This window comes from Prochlorococcus sp. G4PB16 (assembly GCF_059772465.1).
The window spans coordinates 128,585-147,266 of record NZ_CM186289.1; the positions used below are offsets into that span (position 1 = coordinate 128,585).

Sequence of the window (18,682 nt, forward strand, 5' to 3'; positions counted from 1 at the left end):
ATTTTATTAAGGTATTCAAACTTTGGTTTATTTTACCAATACTAGGATAGCATTTCTTTTGATAACTTTCTTTTTTTTTTTTTGACTTGATTTATTTTTTGGAAATATTGATATGTTATTACGAGGTGTAACATATTACATTCAATCAAAGAAATCTAATGGAAATGGCCCAATAGTTTTCGAATTCAATGAATTATTATAATTTTGACAACTGATTAATATACCTTCACCTAAACCGTATTCAATCCTTGCGTGTATTTCTCCAGTTTTCTGATTTGCTTTTAGGAATATTGGACCATCTGAACTTGGTAACGTAATACATCTCATCTTGTTGTATTCAAACTTTTCTTCTATTTTTCTAACCACATTGATTCCTTTTGTTAATGAAGGAGACATGACTCCTATCGTTATCCAATCTGAATTATTAATAATATCTTTAAGTTCATTGAAAAGAAACTTTGACTGTTTTTCATTTAGCTTGGGGGCAGATCTAAATTTATCAAGATCTTTTAATTTAGATATATCAGAATCTTTTATAGACATATAAACAATAATTTTATTTATAATATCAGCTTAAGTCGTATTTGTAGTCGTTATTGATATGAAATATTTTCAACTATTTTTTTTTAATAGATTATTCACTAATTTTAATGTTCAAATATTTTAAAATCATATAAATAATTGAAATCATTTTTGTACATAAATATTTTGCAAATAATAATATATAGATTATATAATTTTAATCAATTTTAGATATAATTTATATTTTAGAATGAGTTTATTAATCTTATATCTTGATTGAGTTAATACTTAATTAAGATTATTCGATTCTTTTATCCTCCTTGATTCATGTAGTTGTTCCAATTCGTTATAGACTTCACGCAATGTTTTATCGATATGGCCTGTATTCTCAATTGCTCCAAGAGAATTCATTGCTTTTATAAGGCTTTCTTTTGCTTCTATCAACTTTCTGCATTGAGTACTGCCAGCTTCAGACGACATCTTATTTGGTTATAGGTATAAGTTTTATTATATCTATTGATTCTAAATGATTAATTTTCTTTCAACTTTTTTAAATAATTACTCTTTCGCTTATAAAAGCTAATAGAGGTTTAATTCTCATTATAGGAATTATAGACAATAAATTCACTTTTTTATCTGTCTGAAAATATTTGATCTAATTATTCATTTCTTTTCTAGAACCCCAATCAACTTGATTTTAAGAGTAGAATATTATATTAGTATTGTTTTTTAACTTATAATAAATCTTATTTAAGATTATAATATTCCTAGGAGGTTTGAATTTTTTCTAATTAGGTATTTCGCTTTTGGGCTGTTTATTTTTTGTTTGATATTTTGATTTCTTTAACTTCACTTTAGATTTGTGACTTGACGAAGCACTGTTTCTTACTTAAAAACAAAATTAAGACTTTATTTTTTGATGGCAAACGTAGAAAAATTAGTTAGCCCTATTGGTTGGCTTATAGATCCTCATAATAAATGGGTTATTCATTTTGACTTTAAACAGGTATCTAATGACCAGAGCAATAATCTTTTCACTATTGATATGTGGGGATTTGTTCCAAGCGGTAAACCAATGGAATTTAAAAGTAGAAGAAAGGTCACTGAAGAAGAATTAATTAACACTTGGAGACAATTGATTGCATCGGGCTGGGTTGAGTTTGATGCTGAAAAGTTTAAAATTGCTTGAAGGTTTTTATTTTGATATGGAGTTTCAAGAGCATTGTCATATGTTTTTAGTTTTAATGTACTTTTTTTTTTATGGGTTAAAATCGTATTAATTATTTAAGATTTAATAAATTGCTGAATACGATACAAAAACTTACTAAGTTATTACTTATCTTCTCTGCTGTTATAACTGGATGGACTTCAATTATTTTGCTGTCTAATACAGCTTTTAATTTAGAGATTAAGGAAATTATAACAAAAATGTATTTGAATCAAAAAGAATTTATTTTTAATGTAAAGGACTTGTCCCTTTTATTAGTAAAAGACGCTAACAAGCGTTTTTCTGATAATAGTCAAGGTAAATTCAATTAAACAATGATACAAATCATAGTAAGAAAATTGTGCCTTTATTATTTGTATAGTAATTAATGTCTTAGCTATTAATATTATTTATTTATGATTAATCTGACGATTAAATACGTTGTCAAATAAGCTCCTTTATCTTTCTTCCCCATATGGTTTCTCTGAACATTCGAGATGAACTTTTACTGAATTTATTAATAAACTTGAGTTTTTAGGGGCGAGGGTTTTGAACCTCTTGCACGCAATGGAATTATCGACACTCCTATCTCGGCTTAGGCTAATCAAATTGCTTTTTCAAACCTAAAAGACTGGAGGGTATCCGATGGCTTATTTGCAATAGTTTAAGGTGCTAATCCTGATGAAGGTATAATTATTGAGCTCGGAGTCGAGATTGCTTTAGGTAAGCCTGATTTTTATTTAGAGATGATTTCCCAAAGTGATGCTGATGAATATCATCTTAAATCAATGATTTTTCTGGGTATCCCTTCTGATTCATGGAATGATTACTACTATCGTTCTTTGGATAAGATCTCAAGCGACATAAAGCTATTTATAAATGGTAAAAAATTAAATTTAATTTAATCTATTTTCTAAATATTTTATTTATATTGAATTTATCTTTTATATATATAAATGAAGGATATTTTATTTGACTTGAATGATTTAAGGGTAGAAATATCTTTTAAATCATTTGAAGAATTACGTTTGATACTAGGTTTTTATCAGCGAAATGAAATTTATAAAATTAATTTTCCTTGTAAAAATAGTATAAAAAAAGATTTTTTATTAGATTCCATTAAAATTTCAAGAGAAGAGTTTCCAGATTTAGAGATTATCCCACATTTTAGTATTTACTATGAATTCATGAGAAATAAGAATAATACTCAGAATTCTTTTATTAAATTCCTTAAATATGTTAATAATCTAGGCTGTAGGGAACTTCTACTTGTTTCAGGTTCTCAAAAAAGATCAACATTAGATTCCGTTTCATCCTTATCTTTGCTTAGGGAAAATCCCTTTTTTTATAATAATGATATTTTTATTGGTGTAGCATTTAATCCTTATCTTCCTAGTTTTTTATTTGAAGAGGAGATTATAAGGTTAGAAAAGAAACTTCAATCTGGTTTAGTAAAATCTATTTGGATTCAATTTGGTACTGATTATAATCTTTTTGAAAGTAGAATAGACATATTAAAAAGCATAATACTCACCTCAATAAAACACAAATCTAAAACATCAAACATAAAGTTATATGGTAGTGTTTTAATTCCGTCTAAGCAGTTTTTAGCTAGATTTAAATTTAGGCCATGGAAAGGAGTTTATTGTTCTAAGGAATTTCTAGGTTCAGTTGAAAAGGCTAATGAATATATAAAAAAATTATTAATAATATATAAACAATATAATATTTTTCCATTAATTGAAACTAACTCTTCGACTGAGGATTATTTAAAAGAATTAAAAAAGTTTTTTTAATGAACCAAAATCGATAAATTTTTTTATCTGCTCTGAATAGTTAGGTATATAATTATGATTTGAATTTGTACTGATCTGAAATTCTATAGTTCATGAATTAGCTTTGGCTAAGCTAAGTTTTAAATGAACTTTGTTTATTGAAGTCATAAATGAAAATTTTCTATAATAGATAACTTCAAAAATTTGAACTAAAGGTTTAAAAGGATTCATTTCCATTTTATTGAGCTTATAAGGGTGCTTTGTTTGGGATCGGATCGAATTTACAAACGACTTTCTGGATAGCTGACAATTGAGCTATCTGCGCACCGGGAGTCATACGACCGAAGTTGTTAACTATTGTAAAGCAATTATGAACTTCTGTGAAGTTTCTGCTCTGGTTCCTTTTGGCGTGTCTTCGACACCTTTCTCGTTTGGCGATCGATTAATGTCTTTTTTCGAGACAGTGTTTGAATTTTTATAGTATCAATGCTCAGTTTTAGTATCTGCATGCTTTGCTTGGAGTGAGGCTTAAGCTCCGATTGGCTATATTCTATGTCTGTTAAGTGTCACACTTGTTTTTCCCTATATGAGTTTTCTCAATGTTTTTGACTCTTCGCGATCGATATGAATTTCCACTAGCTTGATATTGGTTTTTTTAGCACGAAATGTTTTCATCAAGGAAAAAGACAACTGCAAAAAGCATTCCTCAATCAAATTCTTTTGCTGCTGAAACCTTTTTGCTTAGAAGAGTTTCTGAGGCTGACAGGTATAAGTTGGCCTCATTGATGATGTTTGTTGCTGGTTTTGCGCTTCTCACCCTAGGTACCTGGGTACTCAATGATTTTAATTTTCTCACTTTTACAAACTAATAAATTGTTAGACACTTTTGTTTGATAATATTCTTCTAAATATTCTTTTCCCTTATTTTATTCAATATATATATTCTATTATAATTAATAGAATATTTCTCCTTCATAGTAGAGTTGGGATATATCGGTGTTTAAATGCCAAACTCTTGGGATGAATATTTTTCACATTACTCTGACTGGGACGAGGCTCATTGTTTTAATATTAGATTAGAACTGAAATTTGAAGAGGAAATAAAGAGCTTAGGTTATGTTGAGTTCTTTATTTCTGATGATATGTTTTTACTAGATAACAATTTTTCCAATAAAAAACTCCCTAAAAGTAAAACTTACACCAAGACTAAAAATGAAATATTATTGTCTTTAGATGTACCTTACGATTGGTCGATTGATACAGACTGGGAAGATAAGGCCTTGGTTCTTCTTGGAATATGTGATGAGTGGGTAATAGACTCATCTGTTGAAGACAAGTGATTAATCATAGTATTATTTTTGATTCTAATTAATTGGAATTTTTTCTTTTTTATGAGTAGAAAATAAGTGCAAGGCCTTTTTGAGTTAAATAAAATTCCTTTTCTTCTCGGCTTAAATCCATTGATAATTCCTCACCTTCTTTGATTGCTTGCTCATAAGGTGGTTTTGAGGGCGAAATACCTTTATAAATTGCTGCAATACCTAATGGTGTTGCATTCCATGAAAAATTAGCAGTTTCTCCGATTAGAGGCTGATTCAAAGCTTCTTCAAGAAGATTAGATGAGTTTGCTATTGGACGACTTGTTGTTGATGTCATGTTTATATTTGAAATTTCTTATAAAATTTCTTGAGTTAGCCTTGGAAGAACATATGAATACTTTCTAGTACATTTAGTGTGTTTTATGCGCGATTTTTGTTGATCTCTGCATTCTTTCGAAAATTTAACTATGTAGTTTGTTTTAAAAGGAAATAGTTTTTACTAGAATTAATTTAAAAATATTTTTATGATTTTTCTTGTGTACTCTTTTGAAATAGAATAAATTGTTTAAATTGCTCAAATAATTCCGCATTGTATATTTCTTTGGGTTCAGATAAATTATCCTTATTTTTATACATATACTTTTTTCTATTATAGATTATACCTTTATCCGAAATTAATTCATCAACCTCATTGAATTTGATAGATGAATTACTCATATTATTTACTGGTCTATCAAGTTTGTCTGTAATTAAATTATTTATATTTCTAAGATCTATTTCTCCTCTTGCTATTAATGCTTCTTCAACTAATTTTCCTACAACTTTTGATTGGCTTAGCTTTTCTTTATTTGCAATTCTGGTTATCACCTCTTGAGTCTCAAGTGAAGGAAGATAGCCAATCCTTTTTCTTGTTGAGGGCATATATACCTATTGAGTTCGAATTTTAATTTACTTTACTTTTTCTTTAATTCAAAAAAAATTATTTATTTCTTGACTTTATACTTTTAAAAAATCCATTCAGCCAACATTATCTGAGCTTTTTCCAATTCATTATTAGTCTTGAGTTCATTTATTTTCTTAAGAGCTGAGTATGCCATTTCTCCTTTTTCCCAAAAATGAATGTGATTTATTGGGTTTAGAAGATTAGATTCGCTATTGGAATTTGTAAGGTTTTTAGGCATTAGGTAATAAAAAGGTATTACTTAATTTGAAATAAGTTTTTATATTAAATTCCAGAATAGACTATTGACTCTCTCTTCTAAAAATAAATTAGATGAATTTTACTTTGTTTAGTCTTTATAGCAGCCGAGGTTGAACATTAATCCTTACTAAAGGTATTTTATATTTTTTTGTCTTCAGGGAATTCCGGTTTATCTTTCTTTTTTCTCCTGCCGTCTGAAAGCTCTAGTAAAGTTGAGAGTTGTTCATAAACTGATCTGAGGGATGATAATTCTGGTAGTAAACCATCTTTCCTGAGATCTTCGTCCATATATCTAAGCTCTTGCCTAACGTAAGATAGAATAGATTTTGCTTCATCTCTTTTTGGTCCAGCCATATTTATTTTTTATTTTTCAAGAAAGATACAACAAAAAAGAACTGAATTAATATTTCAACTGCGTATCAAGACAATTGTTTTTAGATAAAATCTTTCTCACTTTATTTCGAATTAAATCTTATCCTTCTATAATTCTTTAAAATTTATCTTCAGCTTAATAAATAAAAGTTATAAATAAATAAACTATATATTATTTTACTAAAATAAAATTTACTAGAAGTTTATTATTTGATGAGTTTAGATCTTGTCATTATTGGTGGAGGTGCCTCCGGTTTTATGGGGGCAATCACAGCTATTAGTAGTGGACTCAGATCTGTTGTGATTCTAGAAAGCACATCCAAAGTTCTAGAGAAAGTTAGAATTAGTGGAGGTGGTAGATGTAATTTAACAAATTCATGTTGGGATATCCCTAACTTAGTAGATAATTATCCCAGAGGAGAAAAACAACTAATAAGCTTGTTTAATAGATTTTCTACAACAGAAGCTTTTGATTGGTTTCAGAGTAAAGGTCTTAGTCTTAAAGTAGAGAAAGATGGACGTGTCTTTCCTTGTTCAGATTCTTCTGATGACGTAATAAAATGTTTAATATCTGTTGCTAAAAAATCTGGTGTAAAGGTTTTCACTAATTCTCATGTAAAGCAAGTTAGCCTAACAAAGAAAGGATTTGATGTATCAGTTAAAGGGAGTATTAACTATGAAGCAAAAAATATTTTGATTTGTACTGGTGGCCACCCAAGTGGACGGAGATTAGCAAAAAGTCTTGGTCACTCAATTATTCAACCTGTTCCATCTCTGTTCTCTTTTACTGTTTCTGAAAACTCGTTAAAATCATGCTCTGGTATATCTCTCGATGTTCAAATTAAACTTACGGTTGATAAAAAAAAATATTCTGAAACAGGATCTATGTTGATAACACATAAAGGTTTTAGTGGTCCAGTCATATTACGTTTATCTGCTTTCAGTGCTAGAAGTTTACATGCTAATAAATATATTGGAGAATTAAGAATAAATTGGCTTTGCATGAGTGAAAAAAAGGTACGCTCCGAAATTGATTTATATAAATTAGAGAATGGTAAGAAGTTTTTATTAAATAATAAACCTTTTAATCATTTACCTCGAAGCTTATGGAATGCACTTCTCTTAAGCGAAAAGATTGATACTCAATTAAAATGGTCTGATTTGTCCAAAAAAAATAAAGAGTCTTTAGTAAAATGTTTAACTATGAAAAGTTTTTTAATAAACAGTCGTGGCCCTTTTGGTGAAGAATTTGTAACCGCTGGTGGCATATCACTTAAGGAAATTAATTTTAAAACTATGGAAAGTAAGATTTGCAAGGGATTGTTTTTCGCAGGAGAGGTAATAGATATCGATGGTATTACTGGTGGTTTTAATTTTCAACACTGTTGGACAAGTGGTTGGATCGCTGGAAATTCAATGATTTTAAATAGATCATAAATTAATTGATTTTTATTAATTTTTTGTTACTTAAAATAGTGCAAAAATTATGGATAAATTGAATTTAATATTTTAGCCAAGTGACGCAATTAGAGCTGGTATCGCAACTACTATTAGACCCACAGCAGCCGTTGCAGTAAGTAAAGACGTGTTCACGCTTTCTTCATAAGTTTGACTATTTTACATATTGATTTAAATATCTTTGTGAGTATTAATACTATTTAAAGTGATTTATTATTTTTTTCTTCACGATGTATCAAATTAACCTTGGAGTGAATTGATGTTTTCTTTCTCAACACTGAATCATCGAATCATGCCTTTACATCCCTTCCTAGCCCTTGCCATGAAATATCTAGGCAGACCTCTCATCGTAAGTATTAATACTCATCATGGGAGGTCTGCCTTTCTGCTTCCACGCTTTGTGCCATGGGATAAGTAAAGTCTATGGAAATATTATGAGTTAAATTGCTCAATTCGATCTTCTACAAATCAATATTCAAAGATTTAGCTTTTCTGGTTTTAAGAGTATTTACTGGAGCGCTATTAATCCATCATGGTTTTGAAAAGCTAAACGACATTAATAACTTCGCTGAAGCTTTTGTTAGGCCATTGCATTTGCCTTTCCCTGTTACTCTTTCTTATATCGCTGCTGGTTCTGAGATAGGTGGAAGTTGGTTGTTAATTCTGGGTCTTGGGACAAGATTAGGGGCGTCTGCAATACTTGGAACTATGAGCGTTGCTATTTATCATGCAATTGTTACTTCAGGTTTTAACATATATTTATTAGAATTATTAGCTCTTTATTTTGCTTCTGCATTTTCAATAATTTTATTAGGTCCAGGTATGTTCTCTGCTGATTATCTCATTAAACTAATTTTCAATTCTAATCCTGATTTGATAAATGATGTTTTTAGTCAGAGATCACAAAAACGCTTGTCATCGTCTAATAAAGCAGAAGTTTTAAAATCTAACAAACAAAAAAGATCATTTGGCTTTCCTTTTTCCAGCTTTTTGTCTTCTTAAGATTTTAAAAATTACTTTTATCTAGTCTCTTTTTTTTTCGTTGATAAGTAGAACCACATCCAAGTGGGCAAAGTAATAAAAAATCCTATTAATATGATATAACTTTTTGTTGTGTCCCATGCTGCTTGATCGCACTGAGATTTTATAAGATCAGAGTTGGTTACTTTACTGCTAAGGTTCCTACATATATTGAGTCCATGAATACTAAGCGTTCCATATGTTATGGCTGTTGGAACAGTGGCAAGAAATATTGCGAGTATTAAATTTCCTAGCCTCAGGTTGAGGTCTTTTCTTTTTTGTTGATCCATTTATTTATTTTCATCCAAATTTATGATATGGCACAAGATATTTCTTATTTTTTTACAAACCAGAAAGGTTTTTTGGGATTGGCTCTTTAGTTGTTTGCTCTTGATTCTATACAACTCAATGTCTGTCTTCTATTTTTTTTAATTATTAGATTTAGATAAGTTAAGAAATTAATTATCTTGATAGTTAGCTGATTACTTGTGAGTTTATAAATTTTTTGAATCTTAAGATCCTTAATATACTTATCTTAGGTTAAAGTTAATGCTTAGCAGCAATCAATCTATTTTATAATGTCCACAAGTAAAAGAGAGGAAGTTAGTTCGCATTTGCGTTATATCAGGCAGGAACTTCGAGACTTGGATCAAATGCTTGGCCAATATGGTTTGTTGCCAGAGTTATCTGAGCTTAAAGAGGTCTACAATTCTTTAGATGCTTTACATCAATTACTTTCAGGTAAAGTTAAAAAGAAACCTAAGCCTGAGTTTGACGATTGATGTAATTAATTTATGTCTGAAAAAATTTTAAAAAGCATAAGACGAATTAATTTAATTGTAAATTTTTTATTTCTCAATATTTACTTTGACTTGCGAAGTGAAAAACTAATAACAATATATATATAAGGCAATTAATTTAGCAAATGATTGAAGAAACTTGGAAGACACAGTATAAGAAATGGAAAAAATTAAAACCTTATCAAATTAAATTGATTGATGATGGTCCTCATAGTCAATCGCAGGCTTGGCTATTAAACTCAATGTGGTGTGAATGGATGGATTTAAAAAGAAAAAATATCTCACAAATCTCTATAGATGATATTTCTTCTTCTTGGACTGATCCCTGGGAAAACTAGTTTTTTTCAGCTACCTATTTCTTAATTATTAATAGAAGAGTAATTTCTTTCTAATATGTCATGAATAATTATTTCTTTAACGAATACTTGAATCACTACAGCCATTGGAATTGCTAGCAATAAACCAAGTGGCCCAAAAAGAATAGTGAATATAAATTGAGCAGTGATTGTTAATCCTGGCAACAATTTGACTTGTTTTTGCATTATTGAGGGAGTTATTACGTAGCTCTCAAAGTTTTGAATTACTATATACAAACCTAGTACAGCAAGTGATTTCCATGGGGTATCAAGTAATGCAACAGAGAGAGGGAATATAGTACTTATAGTTGGACCTACGTTTGGTATGACGTTTAAAATGCCTGCTATCAAAGCATTAGCAATTACTAATTTTATTCCTAATAAATATAGTCCAATAGAAGCGAGTATTGCTACACATATAGAGCTAAGTACAACTCCAGACATCCAATTACTTAGAGCATTGCCGCACCTTAATAAAATCGTTCGTGCTCGCCTTCTATAAAACGAAGGAACTAATAATATTGCAACTTCTCTATATGAATTAGGTTGTAAAGATATCATTAGGCCAACAGAAATTATAAAAAACAATTGAATAATTCCAATTCCAACATTACTTGCAAGGCTGATCAATTTTGTGATGCTATCTGTTACTCCACTGGCAAGGGTGGCACTGTCTGGAATAATGCTGAGCTTGTTTGTGAGTATTGTTCTGTCTGCTAAATTGGGAATACTATCCTTATATATAAGCTCTGCAAAATCAAAAAATGTATTTATAGATAGATCCCATAGTTTGCTAGCGGCAGAGGGTATTTGGTTGATTAATTCTTGAAACTCACTCGTAAACTGTGGTATGATTAAAACTATTGAAAGACTTGAAATTAATATTATAGATATTATTGTTATTCCTAAGGAAATCCATCTGGAAAGATGAAAAAAATCTCGAATTTTACCAGTAATTGTGCAAAGAGCCATTGCTATAATTATAGATGCGAAAAAAAGTATAATTATTTCTTTTAAACCCCATAAGATTAATATAGAAATAATTAAAGCTATAATTGATAGCAAGTTTGTTGGTTTCAATTAAATTATTTATTTATTTTTTGAGAATTTGCATACCTTAATGCAAAACGCATGAACCTTTCAAATTCCTTTTCTGAATTCCAATTATACGTAGATTTTACATCCTTAATATAATTTTCTGAGATAGATAAATCAATTTTTTTTGTCGATAGCTCACCTTCTTGGTCAATTAGATACATTTTCTGTATTGATCTGTAATTTTGTACTGTTATTGATTTAGGTCTGTGGAATTTATATACTACATAACCTTTTTTGCCATCGATATTTCTAAATAAACGTATTTCAGGTTGCTCTTTTTCGCTTTCCCCTTTAATAAATTGAATTGATACATCCTCATTGCTTTTAGTCATCTCTAACTTAGTTTTCATTAAAAGACATATCCTTATATAAAACTATAATGGGTTGAGCTTCTCATTTAAGATTTTAATTAAAGATAATTCTAGGCTTAGACCACTAAGATCAACAGAATTAATATTTTTTGTTTTTTTTAGTTCGTAGTCATAACATCTATCGTAATAATCCAGCATTGCTTCGCAGGCTCGAGACCATTCTTTTTTTTCTATCGCATTCAATGCCTCTTTTGTTCTTTGTGGTCCTAATCTTTTACTTATTCTATTTACAGCATCTTTTAATTCGTTTTGAGAATTTTGACTATATAGATTGACTAAATTTTTCACACGCTCATTTTTAGTTTTAATTATTTCTATGATCGGGGCTTTTTTCATTTTTATATACAAACTTGTTGGTATGCGACATTTTCCTAGATTAGAACTTTCAGCTTCTATCCATATTTCATTAGCTTTACTTTGTTGAAACTCATTAATTGATTCGGCAAGAATATTTTCAAATTGTTGTGTTGAGGGTTGCTTCTCCATACCTAATGAACCAAAACTGCTTCCTCTATGATTAGCAATTCCCTCTAAATCAATTACAAATATATTTTCTTTATTTATGTGATTTAGTAGGTCGGTTTTTCTTGTACCAGTTTTACCTCCGATAAGTCTTATGGGTAGGTCAGCTTCGAATTGATTTAAGACCCATTTTCGATAACACTTATATCCACCTTTTAATAAATAAGTATTAATTCCAATTGTCTGTGCAAGCCATGCAAAAGCAGCAGATCTCATGCCTCCCCTCCAGCAATATATTCGCAATGATTTATTTCCTTTCTCTTTTGCTTTGGTCGTTTTTAGAATTATTTCCAATAGTTTTTTAGTTTTAGGAAGGGTAATTTTTAAACCAATAAATATTGCTTTTAAGCGACTTTCTTTTTTATAGCTTTTCCCTATTGTCTCTCTTTCAACATCAGAAAACAGAGGAATATTAATAGCGCCTGGCCAATGACCTTTGCAAAATTCATCTGGGCTCCTTACATCAACAATTTGGCTCGTTGAATTTCGAAAATCCGTTACGGGATAGGCTGAATTGGCAGGTTTCTCTGACATAGTATTAGTGATCAGGTCAATTTAGGCCGGCAGTAGATCATGACTGAAGAAAAAACACATCCAAATAAAGAGACTTTAAAGGAATATTTGGAGTCTTTTAGAATGGCTTCAGAAAGGAAACGATTTAGTTTGTTAAATGGTTTAGAAGAGCGAGTTGAGGAGCTTCTTAGCCTTGGCTCTTCTTTAATGTCAGTATTTGATCCTGATGTTTATGATTGGCCCCCTGGTTTCATTTTGCAACTCATTCACAAAAATGATGATAAGTTTATAAAAAATAATCTCGATTGCGATGACCTTTGTTGGTTTAATTCCCCATCAGAGGTTGGTTTTGATTATTCACCTCTTCAGAGATATTTATTAAACGAGAGTTATGAGGATGCTGATCGTTTTACTAGCTCAAAACTTAGAGAGCTTGCTGGGGAAAAGGCTGTAAATAGAGGTTATGTTTATTTTTCCGAGGTTGAAACAATACCCTCTATTGATTTGTCAACTTTGGATAAACTATGGATTGTTTATTCAAGAGGAAAATTTGGATTTTCAGTTCAAGCAAAAATATTAGATTCAGTAGGTGGAAGATATGACAAACTTTGGCCTCGAATTGGTTGGAAAAAAGATGGAGTATGGACTAGATATCCAAAAGCTTTTAATTGGTCAATTGAAGCACCCAATGGTCATATGCCTTTGGTTAACCAGCTTAGAGGAGTTCGATTAATGGATGCCTTGCTAAACCATCAAGCATTAACAGCTAAAAGCTAGAAATTTAATGATTAATTTTTAATGTTCTCTCCAAGGATACTATTTATGGATTAAGTTGAACTTATGTTTTTTATTTCCAGATTAATTGTCTGATTAAAAGATTAATTTACAAAGAAAGTTTTAATTTTGGAGATTTCTAAAAATTGGGCTGTTTTTATTCATCCCTCTACTTTAAAACTAGCAACATTTATTGAAACTCTTTTAGAGCCAGTAATCTGTAGTGAAACCGCAAAAAGAATAGAATTGGGCCTCCATGAGGCACTTGTTAACGCCGTAGTGCATGGCAACTTATCTAACCCTAATAAAGTTATTCGTGTTAGACGAATTCTTACTCCTAACTGGTTTGTATGGCAGATTCAGGACGAAGGACTAGGTATAGTTAAAAATAAAAGATTATGCACTTTACCTCTTGAAATTGATGCTAATAATGGAAGAGGTATATATTTAATTCATAAGTGTTTTGATGATGTTAGATGGAGTAGAAAAGGGAATAGACTTCAGCTATCAATAAAGAAATAATTCTTTAATGACTATTGCAGCCTTTATCTTTTAAGTCTTCTCTTATCCACAAAATTGCTTGCATAAGTAGGTCTTCTATTTCTGTTTCATCTCCATCATGAATTAATTGTGAGATTGCGGAAATAATTAATTCAGCGCTTCTTCTTTGTTTGTTCCCCCTAAATTCATGCCAGTTATGATTGTTCAAGCTTATTTCCTTGTGAAGCTGTTGTGTTAGTAAAATTGTTTTTTCTGACCAAATCTTTCTATTTTTTCTTGTCATGATTTTTAATTTGTTTTATTCTAAATTTCAATATTTTTTTGTTTTTTGAATTAATTTGGTTTGTTTGCTTTCCATACTTTAGTCATAAAGTGAGATTCATTAGTTACGGCTGCAAATCCACTGGTTTCTAATCTTAAATTTATATCATCGATTATATAGTCTCTATAATACGGCTCATGAAAAATCTTATGAAAATTTTCCATTATTGGAGTGAATTTTGGAGAATCTTCTATTTGAATGGAGTCCGCAAGGACAAGAGTCCCACCAGGTTCTAACAATCTAAAGCATTCATTTAAAACATTTTGTCGCGCATCTCTAGGAAGTTCGTGAAGTAGAAAAACACAAGTCAGTGCTTGAAAACTAGATGATGAATAGGGCATATTTTCTGCATTGGCTTTGGTTAGTTGAACGAGATCCCCACTTCTGGAACTTAGATATTTACTAGCCTGCTTTAAGTATGAACCAGATAAATCAATACCATAAAGTTCTGCTTCAGGTAATGCACTTTGTATTTGTTGGAGTGTTCTTCCAGTTCCTGTTGCTATATCTAATATTTTTACTCTCTTTGAGTTTTCAGACAAATATTTTTTTAGACCTGTTTTCAAAGGAGATAAAACTCTTCTTCGCATTGAATCTGCTGTTCCATTAAAAAGAATCTCAACTTGTAGATCATAGATTTCAGCAGAATGCTCACTTAGATAACCATCCGTTTGGTGATGAAAATTCTGTAAATAGTAATCAGGGTAATCTTTCTCATTTACATTTCTGGGAATTTCTCTGGTTTTATTTTTTTTACGCCTCTCCCATGTTTTAGGCATGTCAAGCCAAACTAACGGATATTTTTTTGCCCATTCCAGCCATGGAGCTTCGAATAGTTGAGATTTTGGATAAACACCTGCCTCTGCTTCTTGCCAATCAATTTTTTCTAGTTTTTCCATTGACCGTCTAACTTCTGTTAATAGATCTTGATCAATTGGGAATTTTCCTGGGGCTGCTTCGGGTGCAAAAAATTCCATTAACTTCGTACTCAACTCTTTATGAGCTAGGCCAGCAAGCGTTTTTCCTTGTTGAAGAGTGTGATATGCAAATTTTTTAAGGCTTGGCGCTGCCATGAACCATTGATTAATTTCTTTATTATCTAACAGATTTGATTGATTAGTGACGAATTAACAAAAAAAAAATAAGGTCTATGTACAAATTGTGCATAGACCTTATTTTTTAAAACTCCAATTAATTAATCCAAAAAATTTATTTTAGGCGTCATAGTACATAGTGAATTCATGTGGATGAGGTCTTTGTCTTAGCTGTTGAACTTCTTCGTATTTAAGATCTATCCAGTTTTCTATGAAATCATCAGTAAATACTCCTCCCTCAGTTAAATATTTGTTGTCACTTTTCAATGCTTCTAATGCATCATTCAACGAGGATGGAACTGTGTCTATTTTTGATAGTTCCTCCGATGGAAGTTCAAAAAGGTCGACATCAACACCATCTCCAGGGTCAATTTGATTTTTGATTCCATCAATACCTGCCATCATCATTGCTGAAAAAGCAATATAAGGATTGGCTAACGCATCGCCCGATCTAAATTCAAGTCTCTTTGCTTTTGGACTTGGCCCAGTCAAAGGAATCCTTACTGCTGCTGATCTATTGCCTTGTGAATAAACTAAATTAACTGGTGCTTCAAAGCCTGGAACCAATCTTTTGTAACTGTTGGTAGTTGGATTCGTAAAAGCAAGGAATGAAGGAGCATGTTTCAGAATCCCCCCGATATACCATTTTGCCGTTTGAGATAAATTGGCATAAGTACCTTCTCCATAAAATAAAGGCTGACCACTTTTCCATAAACTTTGGTGAACATGCATTCCTGTTCCATTGTCATTAAAGACTGGCTTGGGCATGAAAGTTGCAGTCTTTCCATATTTTTTGGCTACATTTCTAACTATATATTTGTAAATCATCACATTGTCAGCTGCGTTGATTAGGGGCGCAAATTTCATCCCTAATTCATGTTGACCAGCACCCGCTACTTCATGATGATGTTTCTCAATAGGTATGCCCAATTCGCCCATCAGTAGAAGCATTTCAGACCTCATATCTTGAGCTGTGTCATTAGGGGATACTGGAAAATAACCTTCTTTTAATTGAATTTTGTACCCAAGGTTTCCTCCTTCTTCCACTCTCCCTGTGTTCCAAGGAGCTTCTATGGTATCTACGCTGTAAAAACTTCCGCCTTCCCCTGAGTTATATCGAACGTCATCAAAAATAAAGAATTCTGGTTCAGGACCAAAGAATGCAGAATCTGCAACACTCGTGCTTCCTAAATAATCCAATGCTTTTTGTGCCAAAGCTCTTGGACATCTTGCATATGGTTCTCCGCTTCTGGGCTCCTGAATTGAACAAATCAAGCTAAGAGTTTTGTGATGGTAAAAAGGATCTATCCAGCTTGTTGATGGATCTGGAACCATCGCCATATCGGATTCGTTTATAGCTTTCCAACCTCTAATGGAAGAGCCATCAAAAGCAAGTCCTTCTGTGAAAGAGCTTTCTTCAATCAGATCTGAAGCTACAGTTAAATGTTGCCACTTACCATGCAGGTCAGCGAATTTTAGATCTATTAGCTCAATGCCCTCATCCTTAATTTGACGAAGAACATCTTGAGAGGTCTTGCTCATGATGAATTTGATTTGCAACAGAGATACTTAATTATGAAGGTAATGAGCGTTTGCATTCATTTTTGTATCGACAAGCACTTTTTTTAGACTTTTAACAGAATTCTTTCTTTATTTTCTCTCTTATTTGGGAAATCTAGCTAATTCCTATTGCAATCCCTAAAAAAAATACCCCGACTTTGCCTATTGCCTTTTAGGCTCAGTAGATAAACAAAAAGATCTGTTTTCTTGGCCACTCAAATTCTTCCTTCTGTTGATAATCAACATCGTAAAGATTTTGGTCCAACTGTTTCTCCTGAAAGGTTATTGCTTGGGCCAGGTCCATCTAACGCAGATCCTGCTGTGTTGAAAGCGCTATCTCAGCCTCCCATTGGCCACTTGGATCCCTTTTATGTGGATTTGATGAGTGAGGTTCAAGAGTTGCTCAGATATGCATGGCAAACAAGTAATCGATTAACACTTCCAATGAGTGGTACAGGGAGTGCCGCAATGGAAGCAACTTTAGCAAATGTTGTTGAGCCAGAGGATACAGTTTTAGTTGCTATTAAAGGATATTTTGGACATCGACTTGCTGATATGGCAGGAAGATATAAAGCAAATGTTGAAACCATTCACAAAAATTGGGGGAATGCATTCTCTCTTGACGAAATAGAAGATGCGCTGAAAAAGCATAACCCAGCTGTATTAGCAATTGTTCATGCAGAAACCTCCACCGGTGTTTGTCAACCTATGGATGGAATTGGTGATTTGTGTAGAAAATATAATTGTTTACTACTTGTTGATACTGTGACTTCATTGGGAGGCGTTCCTCTTTATTTGGATGAGTGGAAAATTGATTTAGCTTATAGTTGTAGTCAAAAAGGATTAAGTTGCCCGCCTGGATTAGGTCCTTTTTCAATGAATGAGAGAGCTGAGAATAAAATGTCAAATAGAAAAGACAAGGTACCTAACTGGTATCTAGACGTTTCTTTATTAAACAAATATTGGGGTAGTGATCGGGTATATCATCATACGGCTCCTGTAAACATGAATTTTGGCATTAGAGAAGCGCTTAGATTGTTAGCAGAAGAAGGATTGGAAGTTTCATGGGATAGACATAAAAAAAATTCGAAACTACTTTGGAGTTCTTTAGAAAATATTGGTTTAGAATTACACGTTAAAGAAGAATTGCGATTGCCGACGCTAACAACAGTGAAAATACCAGAAGGAGTTGACGGTAAGGCATTTACTAAACATTTACTAAATAATTTTGGGGTTGAGATTGGAGGTGGACTTGGTGATCTTGCTGGAAAAGTATGGAGAATTGGTTTGATGGGTTACAACTCAACCTCTTCTAATGTAGATAAGATAATAAACATTTTTGAAACTGAATTACCTAAATTTAGATAATAAACTTTCTCTAGGTAATACTCTTTTATCTTTGAACCAATCTAAGATTATCTTTCTAGATTCTACTTCCATTATTCCTCTTTCAATCAACACTTTGTGATGGGCACTTTTATGTTCTGCGAGATTAATCGTTCCACCTAGTGCGCCTCTTTTGGGGTCTGCAGATCCATAGATAATCTTTCCCATCCTTGCTTGTATTAAAGCGCCTGCGCACATTGGACATGGCTCCAGATTTACAATCAAAGTGCAGTCATTAAATCTCCAATCGTTATTTATCCAAGAAGCTTGTCGAAGCGCTACCAACTCCGCATGACCTAAAGGATCTTTCATCGCTTCCCTTCTATTCCCTCCATAACCAATACATCTACCCCTCTTGTCGAGGATAACTGCTGCAATAGGGACTTCCCCTCTCTTTCCTACGAGCTTTGCTTTAGATAACAATCTTGTCATCCACATTATTTTTTCTTCCTGACTCAGTGCTATTGGTTTTGACAATTTTTTAGATGTTTGGGGAATTATCAAATAAAAT

27 protein-coding genes are annotated in these 18,682 nt (G+C 31.7%); 13 read left to right on the forward strand and 14 right to left on the reverse strand.

The window, feature by feature from the left end; genetic code table 11:
* Nucleotides 1–141 precede the first annotated feature (141 nt).
* Together AC6EIZ_RS00645 and AC6EIZ_RS00650 are read right to left on the reverse strand one after the other, a co-directional pair.
* Nucleotides 142–543 (reverse strand): DUF1824 family protein, encoded by a 402-nt coding sequence (locus AC6EIZ_RS00645; protein WP_498511489.1) that lies wholly within the window; start codon nucleotides 541–543, stop codon nucleotides 142–144.
* Between the two features lie 267 nt (nucleotides 544–810).
* A complete protein-coding gene (locus AC6EIZ_RS00650) occupies nucleotides 811–1,002 on the reverse strand; it encodes a hypothetical protein (protein ID WP_498511491.1) in 192 nt (63 codons plus the stop codon).
* Nucleotides 1,003–1,441: 439 nt separating this feature from the next.
* On the opposite strand from AC6EIZ_RS00650, the gene AC6EIZ_RS00655 reads away from it, so the two are divergent.
* The 6 genes from AC6EIZ_RS00655 to AC6EIZ_RS00680 all read left to right on the forward strand — a co-directional run bounded on the left by AC6EIZ_RS00655 (nucleotide 1,442) and on the right by AC6EIZ_RS00680 (nucleotide 4,844).
* Entirely contained in the window at nucleotides 1,442–1,711 is a 270-nt protein-coding gene (locus AC6EIZ_RS00655; protein ID WP_498511493.1) for a DUF1651 domain-containing protein, read from the forward strand.
* Nucleotides 1,712–1,821: 110 nt separating this feature from the next.
* Nucleotides 1,822–2,061 (forward strand): hypothetical protein, encoded by a 240-nt coding sequence (locus AC6EIZ_RS00660; protein WP_498511495.1) that lies wholly within the window; start codon nucleotides 1,822–1,824, stop codon nucleotides 2,059–2,061.
* Nucleotides 2,062–2,475: 414 nt separating this feature from the next.
* Nucleotides 2,476–2,634 (forward strand): hypothetical protein, encoded by a 159-nt coding sequence (locus AC6EIZ_RS00665; RefSeq protein ID WP_498511496.1) that lies wholly within the window; start codon nucleotides 2,476–2,478, stop codon nucleotides 2,632–2,634.
* A 51-nt stretch (nucleotides 2,635–2,685) separates the two neighbouring features.
* Entirely contained in the window at nucleotides 2,686–3,525 is an 840-nt protein-coding gene (locus AC6EIZ_RS00670) for a hypothetical protein (protein ID WP_498511498.1), read from the forward strand.
* 644 nt (nucleotides 3,526–4,169) lie between these two features.
* Nucleotides 4,170–4,373, forward strand: coding sequence for a hypothetical protein (locus tag AC6EIZ_RS00675; protein WP_498511500.1), 204 nt, complete (start codon nucleotides 4,170–4,172; stop codon nucleotides 4,371–4,373).
* 135 nt (nucleotides 4,374–4,508) lie between these two features.
* Nucleotides 4,509–4,844 (forward strand): hypothetical protein, encoded by a 336-nt coding sequence (locus tag AC6EIZ_RS00680; RefSeq protein ID WP_498511501.1) that lies wholly within the window; start codon nucleotides 4,509–4,511, stop codon nucleotides 4,842–4,844.
* Between the two features lie 49 nt (nucleotides 4,845–4,893).
* On the opposite strand, the gene AC6EIZ_RS00685 is transcribed toward AC6EIZ_RS00680, so the two are convergent.
* The 4 genes from AC6EIZ_RS00685 to AC6EIZ_RS00700 all read right to left on the reverse strand — a co-directional run bounded on the left by AC6EIZ_RS00685 (nucleotide 4,894) and on the right by AC6EIZ_RS00700 (nucleotide 6,378).
* Complete coding sequence (locus AC6EIZ_RS00685) at nucleotides 4,894–5,160, reverse strand: DUF8674 family protein (protein ID WP_498511503.1); 267 nt, start codon at nucleotides 5,158–5,160, stop codon at nucleotides 4,894–4,896.
* Nucleotides 5,161–5,345: 185 nt separating this feature from the next.
* Nucleotides 5,346–5,744, reverse strand: a complete 399-nt coding sequence (locus tag AC6EIZ_RS00690) for a hypothetical protein (protein WP_498511505.1) — start codon at nucleotides 5,742–5,744, stop codon at nucleotides 5,346–5,348.
* Between the two features lie 83 nt (nucleotides 5,745–5,827).
* Nucleotides 5,828–6,004: a hypothetical protein gene (locus tag AC6EIZ_RS00695; RefSeq protein WP_498511506.1), complete on the reverse strand. Its 177-nt coding sequence runs from the start codon at nucleotides 6,002–6,004 to the stop codon at nucleotides 5,828–5,830.
* Nucleotides 6,005–6,162: 158 nt separating this feature from the next.
* A complete protein-coding gene (locus AC6EIZ_RS00700; protein ID WP_498511508.1) occupies nucleotides 6,163–6,378 on the reverse strand; it encodes a DUF8635 family protein in 216 nt (71 codons plus the stop codon).
* Between the two features lie 231 nt (nucleotides 6,379–6,609).
* On the opposite strand from AC6EIZ_RS00700, the gene AC6EIZ_RS00705 reads away from it, so the two are divergent.
* Nucleotides 6,610–7,833, forward strand: coding sequence for a BaiN/RdsA family NAD(P)/FAD-dependent oxidoreductase (locus tag AC6EIZ_RS00705; RefSeq protein ID WP_498511510.1), 1,224 nt, complete (start codon nucleotides 6,610–6,612; stop codon nucleotides 7,831–7,833).
* A 465-nt stretch (nucleotides 7,834–8,298) separates the two neighbouring features.
* On the forward strand, nucleotides 8,299–8,856 hold the full coding sequence (locus AC6EIZ_RS00710; protein WP_498511512.1) for a DoxX family protein: 558 nt from the start codon (nucleotides 8,299–8,301) through the stop codon (nucleotides 8,854–8,856).
* Between the two features lie 17 nt (nucleotides 8,857–8,873).
* Here AC6EIZ_RS00710 and AC6EIZ_RS00715 read toward each other — a convergent pair whose 3' ends face one another.
* The gene (locus tag AC6EIZ_RS00715; protein ID WP_498511514.1) at nucleotides 8,874–9,164 is read right to left on the reverse strand and encodes a hypothetical protein; all 291 of its coding nucleotides are present in this window, start codon (nucleotides 9,162–9,164) and stop codon (nucleotides 8,874–8,876) included.
* Nucleotides 9,165–9,452: 288 nt separating this feature from the next.
* Between AC6EIZ_RS00715 and AC6EIZ_RS00720 the strand changes: the two genes are divergently transcribed.
* Complete coding sequence (locus AC6EIZ_RS00720) at nucleotides 9,453–9,656, forward strand: DUF8635 family protein (protein WP_011293667.1); 204 nt, start codon at nucleotides 9,453–9,455, stop codon at nucleotides 9,654–9,656.
* Nucleotides 9,657–9,799: 143 nt separating this feature from the next.
* A complete protein-coding gene (locus AC6EIZ_RS00725; protein ID WP_498511515.1) occupies nucleotides 9,800–10,012 on the forward strand; it encodes a hypothetical protein in 213 nt (70 codons plus the stop codon).
* A 21-nt stretch (nucleotides 10,013–10,033) separates the two neighbouring features.
* Here the strand turns inward: AC6EIZ_RS00725 and AC6EIZ_RS00730 are convergent, their stop codons facing one another.
* Genes AC6EIZ_RS00730 through mnmH form a run of 3 tightly spaced genes read right to left on the reverse strand, consistent with a single transcriptional unit; the run spans nucleotide 10,034 to nucleotide 12,555 of the window.
* Nucleotides 10,034–11,110 carry an AI-2E family transporter gene (locus AC6EIZ_RS00730; RefSeq protein ID WP_498511517.1) on the reverse strand — a complete coding sequence of 359 codons (1,077 nt, stop codon included), beginning with the start codon at nucleotides 11,108–11,110 and terminating at the stop codon, nucleotides 10,034–10,036.
* Between the two features lie 5 nt (nucleotides 11,111–11,115).
* Nucleotides 11,116–11,460: a photosystem II reaction center protein Psb28 gene (gene psb28 / locus AC6EIZ_RS00735; RefSeq protein ID WP_498511519.1), complete on the reverse strand. Its 345-nt coding sequence runs from the start codon at nucleotides 11,458–11,460 to the stop codon at nucleotides 11,116–11,118.
* A gap of 42 nt (nucleotides 11,461–11,502) precedes the next feature.
* A complete protein-coding gene (gene mnmH, locus AC6EIZ_RS00740; RefSeq protein ID WP_498511521.1) occupies nucleotides 11,503–12,555 on the reverse strand; it encodes a tRNA 2-selenouridine(34) synthase MnmH in 1,053 nt (350 codons plus the stop codon).
* 39 nt (nucleotides 12,556–12,594) lie between these two features.
* On the opposite strand from mnmH, the gene AC6EIZ_RS00745 reads away from it, so the two are divergent.
* Both AC6EIZ_RS00745 and AC6EIZ_RS00750 read left to right on the forward strand, forming a co-directional pair.
* Nucleotides 12,595–13,311: a GUN4 domain-containing protein gene (locus AC6EIZ_RS00745; RefSeq protein ID WP_498511523.1), complete on the forward strand. Its 717-nt coding sequence runs from the start codon at nucleotides 12,595–12,597 to the stop codon at nucleotides 13,309–13,311.
* Nucleotides 13,312–13,437: 126 nt separating this feature from the next.
* Nucleotides 13,438–13,830 (forward strand): ATP-binding protein, encoded by a 393-nt coding sequence (locus tag AC6EIZ_RS00750; RefSeq protein WP_498511525.1) that lies wholly within the window; start codon nucleotides 13,438–13,440, stop codon nucleotides 13,828–13,830.
* 4 nt (nucleotides 13,831–13,834) lie between these two features.
* Here the strand turns inward: AC6EIZ_RS00750 and AC6EIZ_RS00755 are convergent, their stop codons facing one another.
* From AC6EIZ_RS00755 to glnA, 3 genes are all read right to left on the reverse strand, one after another.
* Nucleotides 13,835–14,092, reverse strand: a complete 258-nt coding sequence (locus tag AC6EIZ_RS00755) for a DUF6439 family protein (RefSeq protein ID WP_498511527.1) — start codon at nucleotides 14,090–14,092, stop codon at nucleotides 13,835–13,837.
* 50 nt (nucleotides 14,093–14,142) lie between these two features.
* Nucleotides 14,143–15,204: a class I SAM-dependent methyltransferase gene (locus AC6EIZ_RS00760; RefSeq protein WP_498511528.1), complete on the reverse strand. Its 1,062-nt coding sequence runs from the start codon at nucleotides 15,202–15,204 to the stop codon at nucleotides 14,143–14,145.
* Nucleotides 15,205–15,345: 141 nt separating this feature from the next.
* Complete coding sequence (gene glnA, locus AC6EIZ_RS00765) at nucleotides 15,346–16,767, reverse strand: type I glutamate--ammonia ligase (RefSeq protein ID WP_498511530.1); 1,422 nt, start codon at nucleotides 16,765–16,767, stop codon at nucleotides 15,346–15,348.
* A 225-nt stretch (nucleotides 16,768–16,992) separates the two neighbouring features.
* Here glnA and AC6EIZ_RS00770 point away from each other — a divergent pair, with 225 nt between their 5' ends.
* The gene (locus AC6EIZ_RS00770) at nucleotides 16,993–18,153 is read left to right on the forward strand and encodes a pyridoxal-phosphate-dependent aminotransferase family protein (RefSeq protein WP_498511532.1); all 1,161 of its coding nucleotides are present in this window, start codon (nucleotides 16,993–16,995) and stop codon (nucleotides 18,151–18,153) included.
* Here AC6EIZ_RS00770 and AC6EIZ_RS00775 read toward each other — a convergent pair.
* Nucleotides 18,136–18,603 (reverse strand): nucleoside deaminase, encoded by a 468-nt coding sequence (locus AC6EIZ_RS00775; RefSeq protein WP_498513132.1) that lies wholly within the window; start codon nucleotides 18,601–18,603, stop codon nucleotides 18,136–18,138. The two genes, AC6EIZ_RS00770 and AC6EIZ_RS00775, sit on opposite strands and share 18 nt — an antisense overlap.
* Nucleotides 18,604–18,682: the final 79 nt, after the last annotated feature.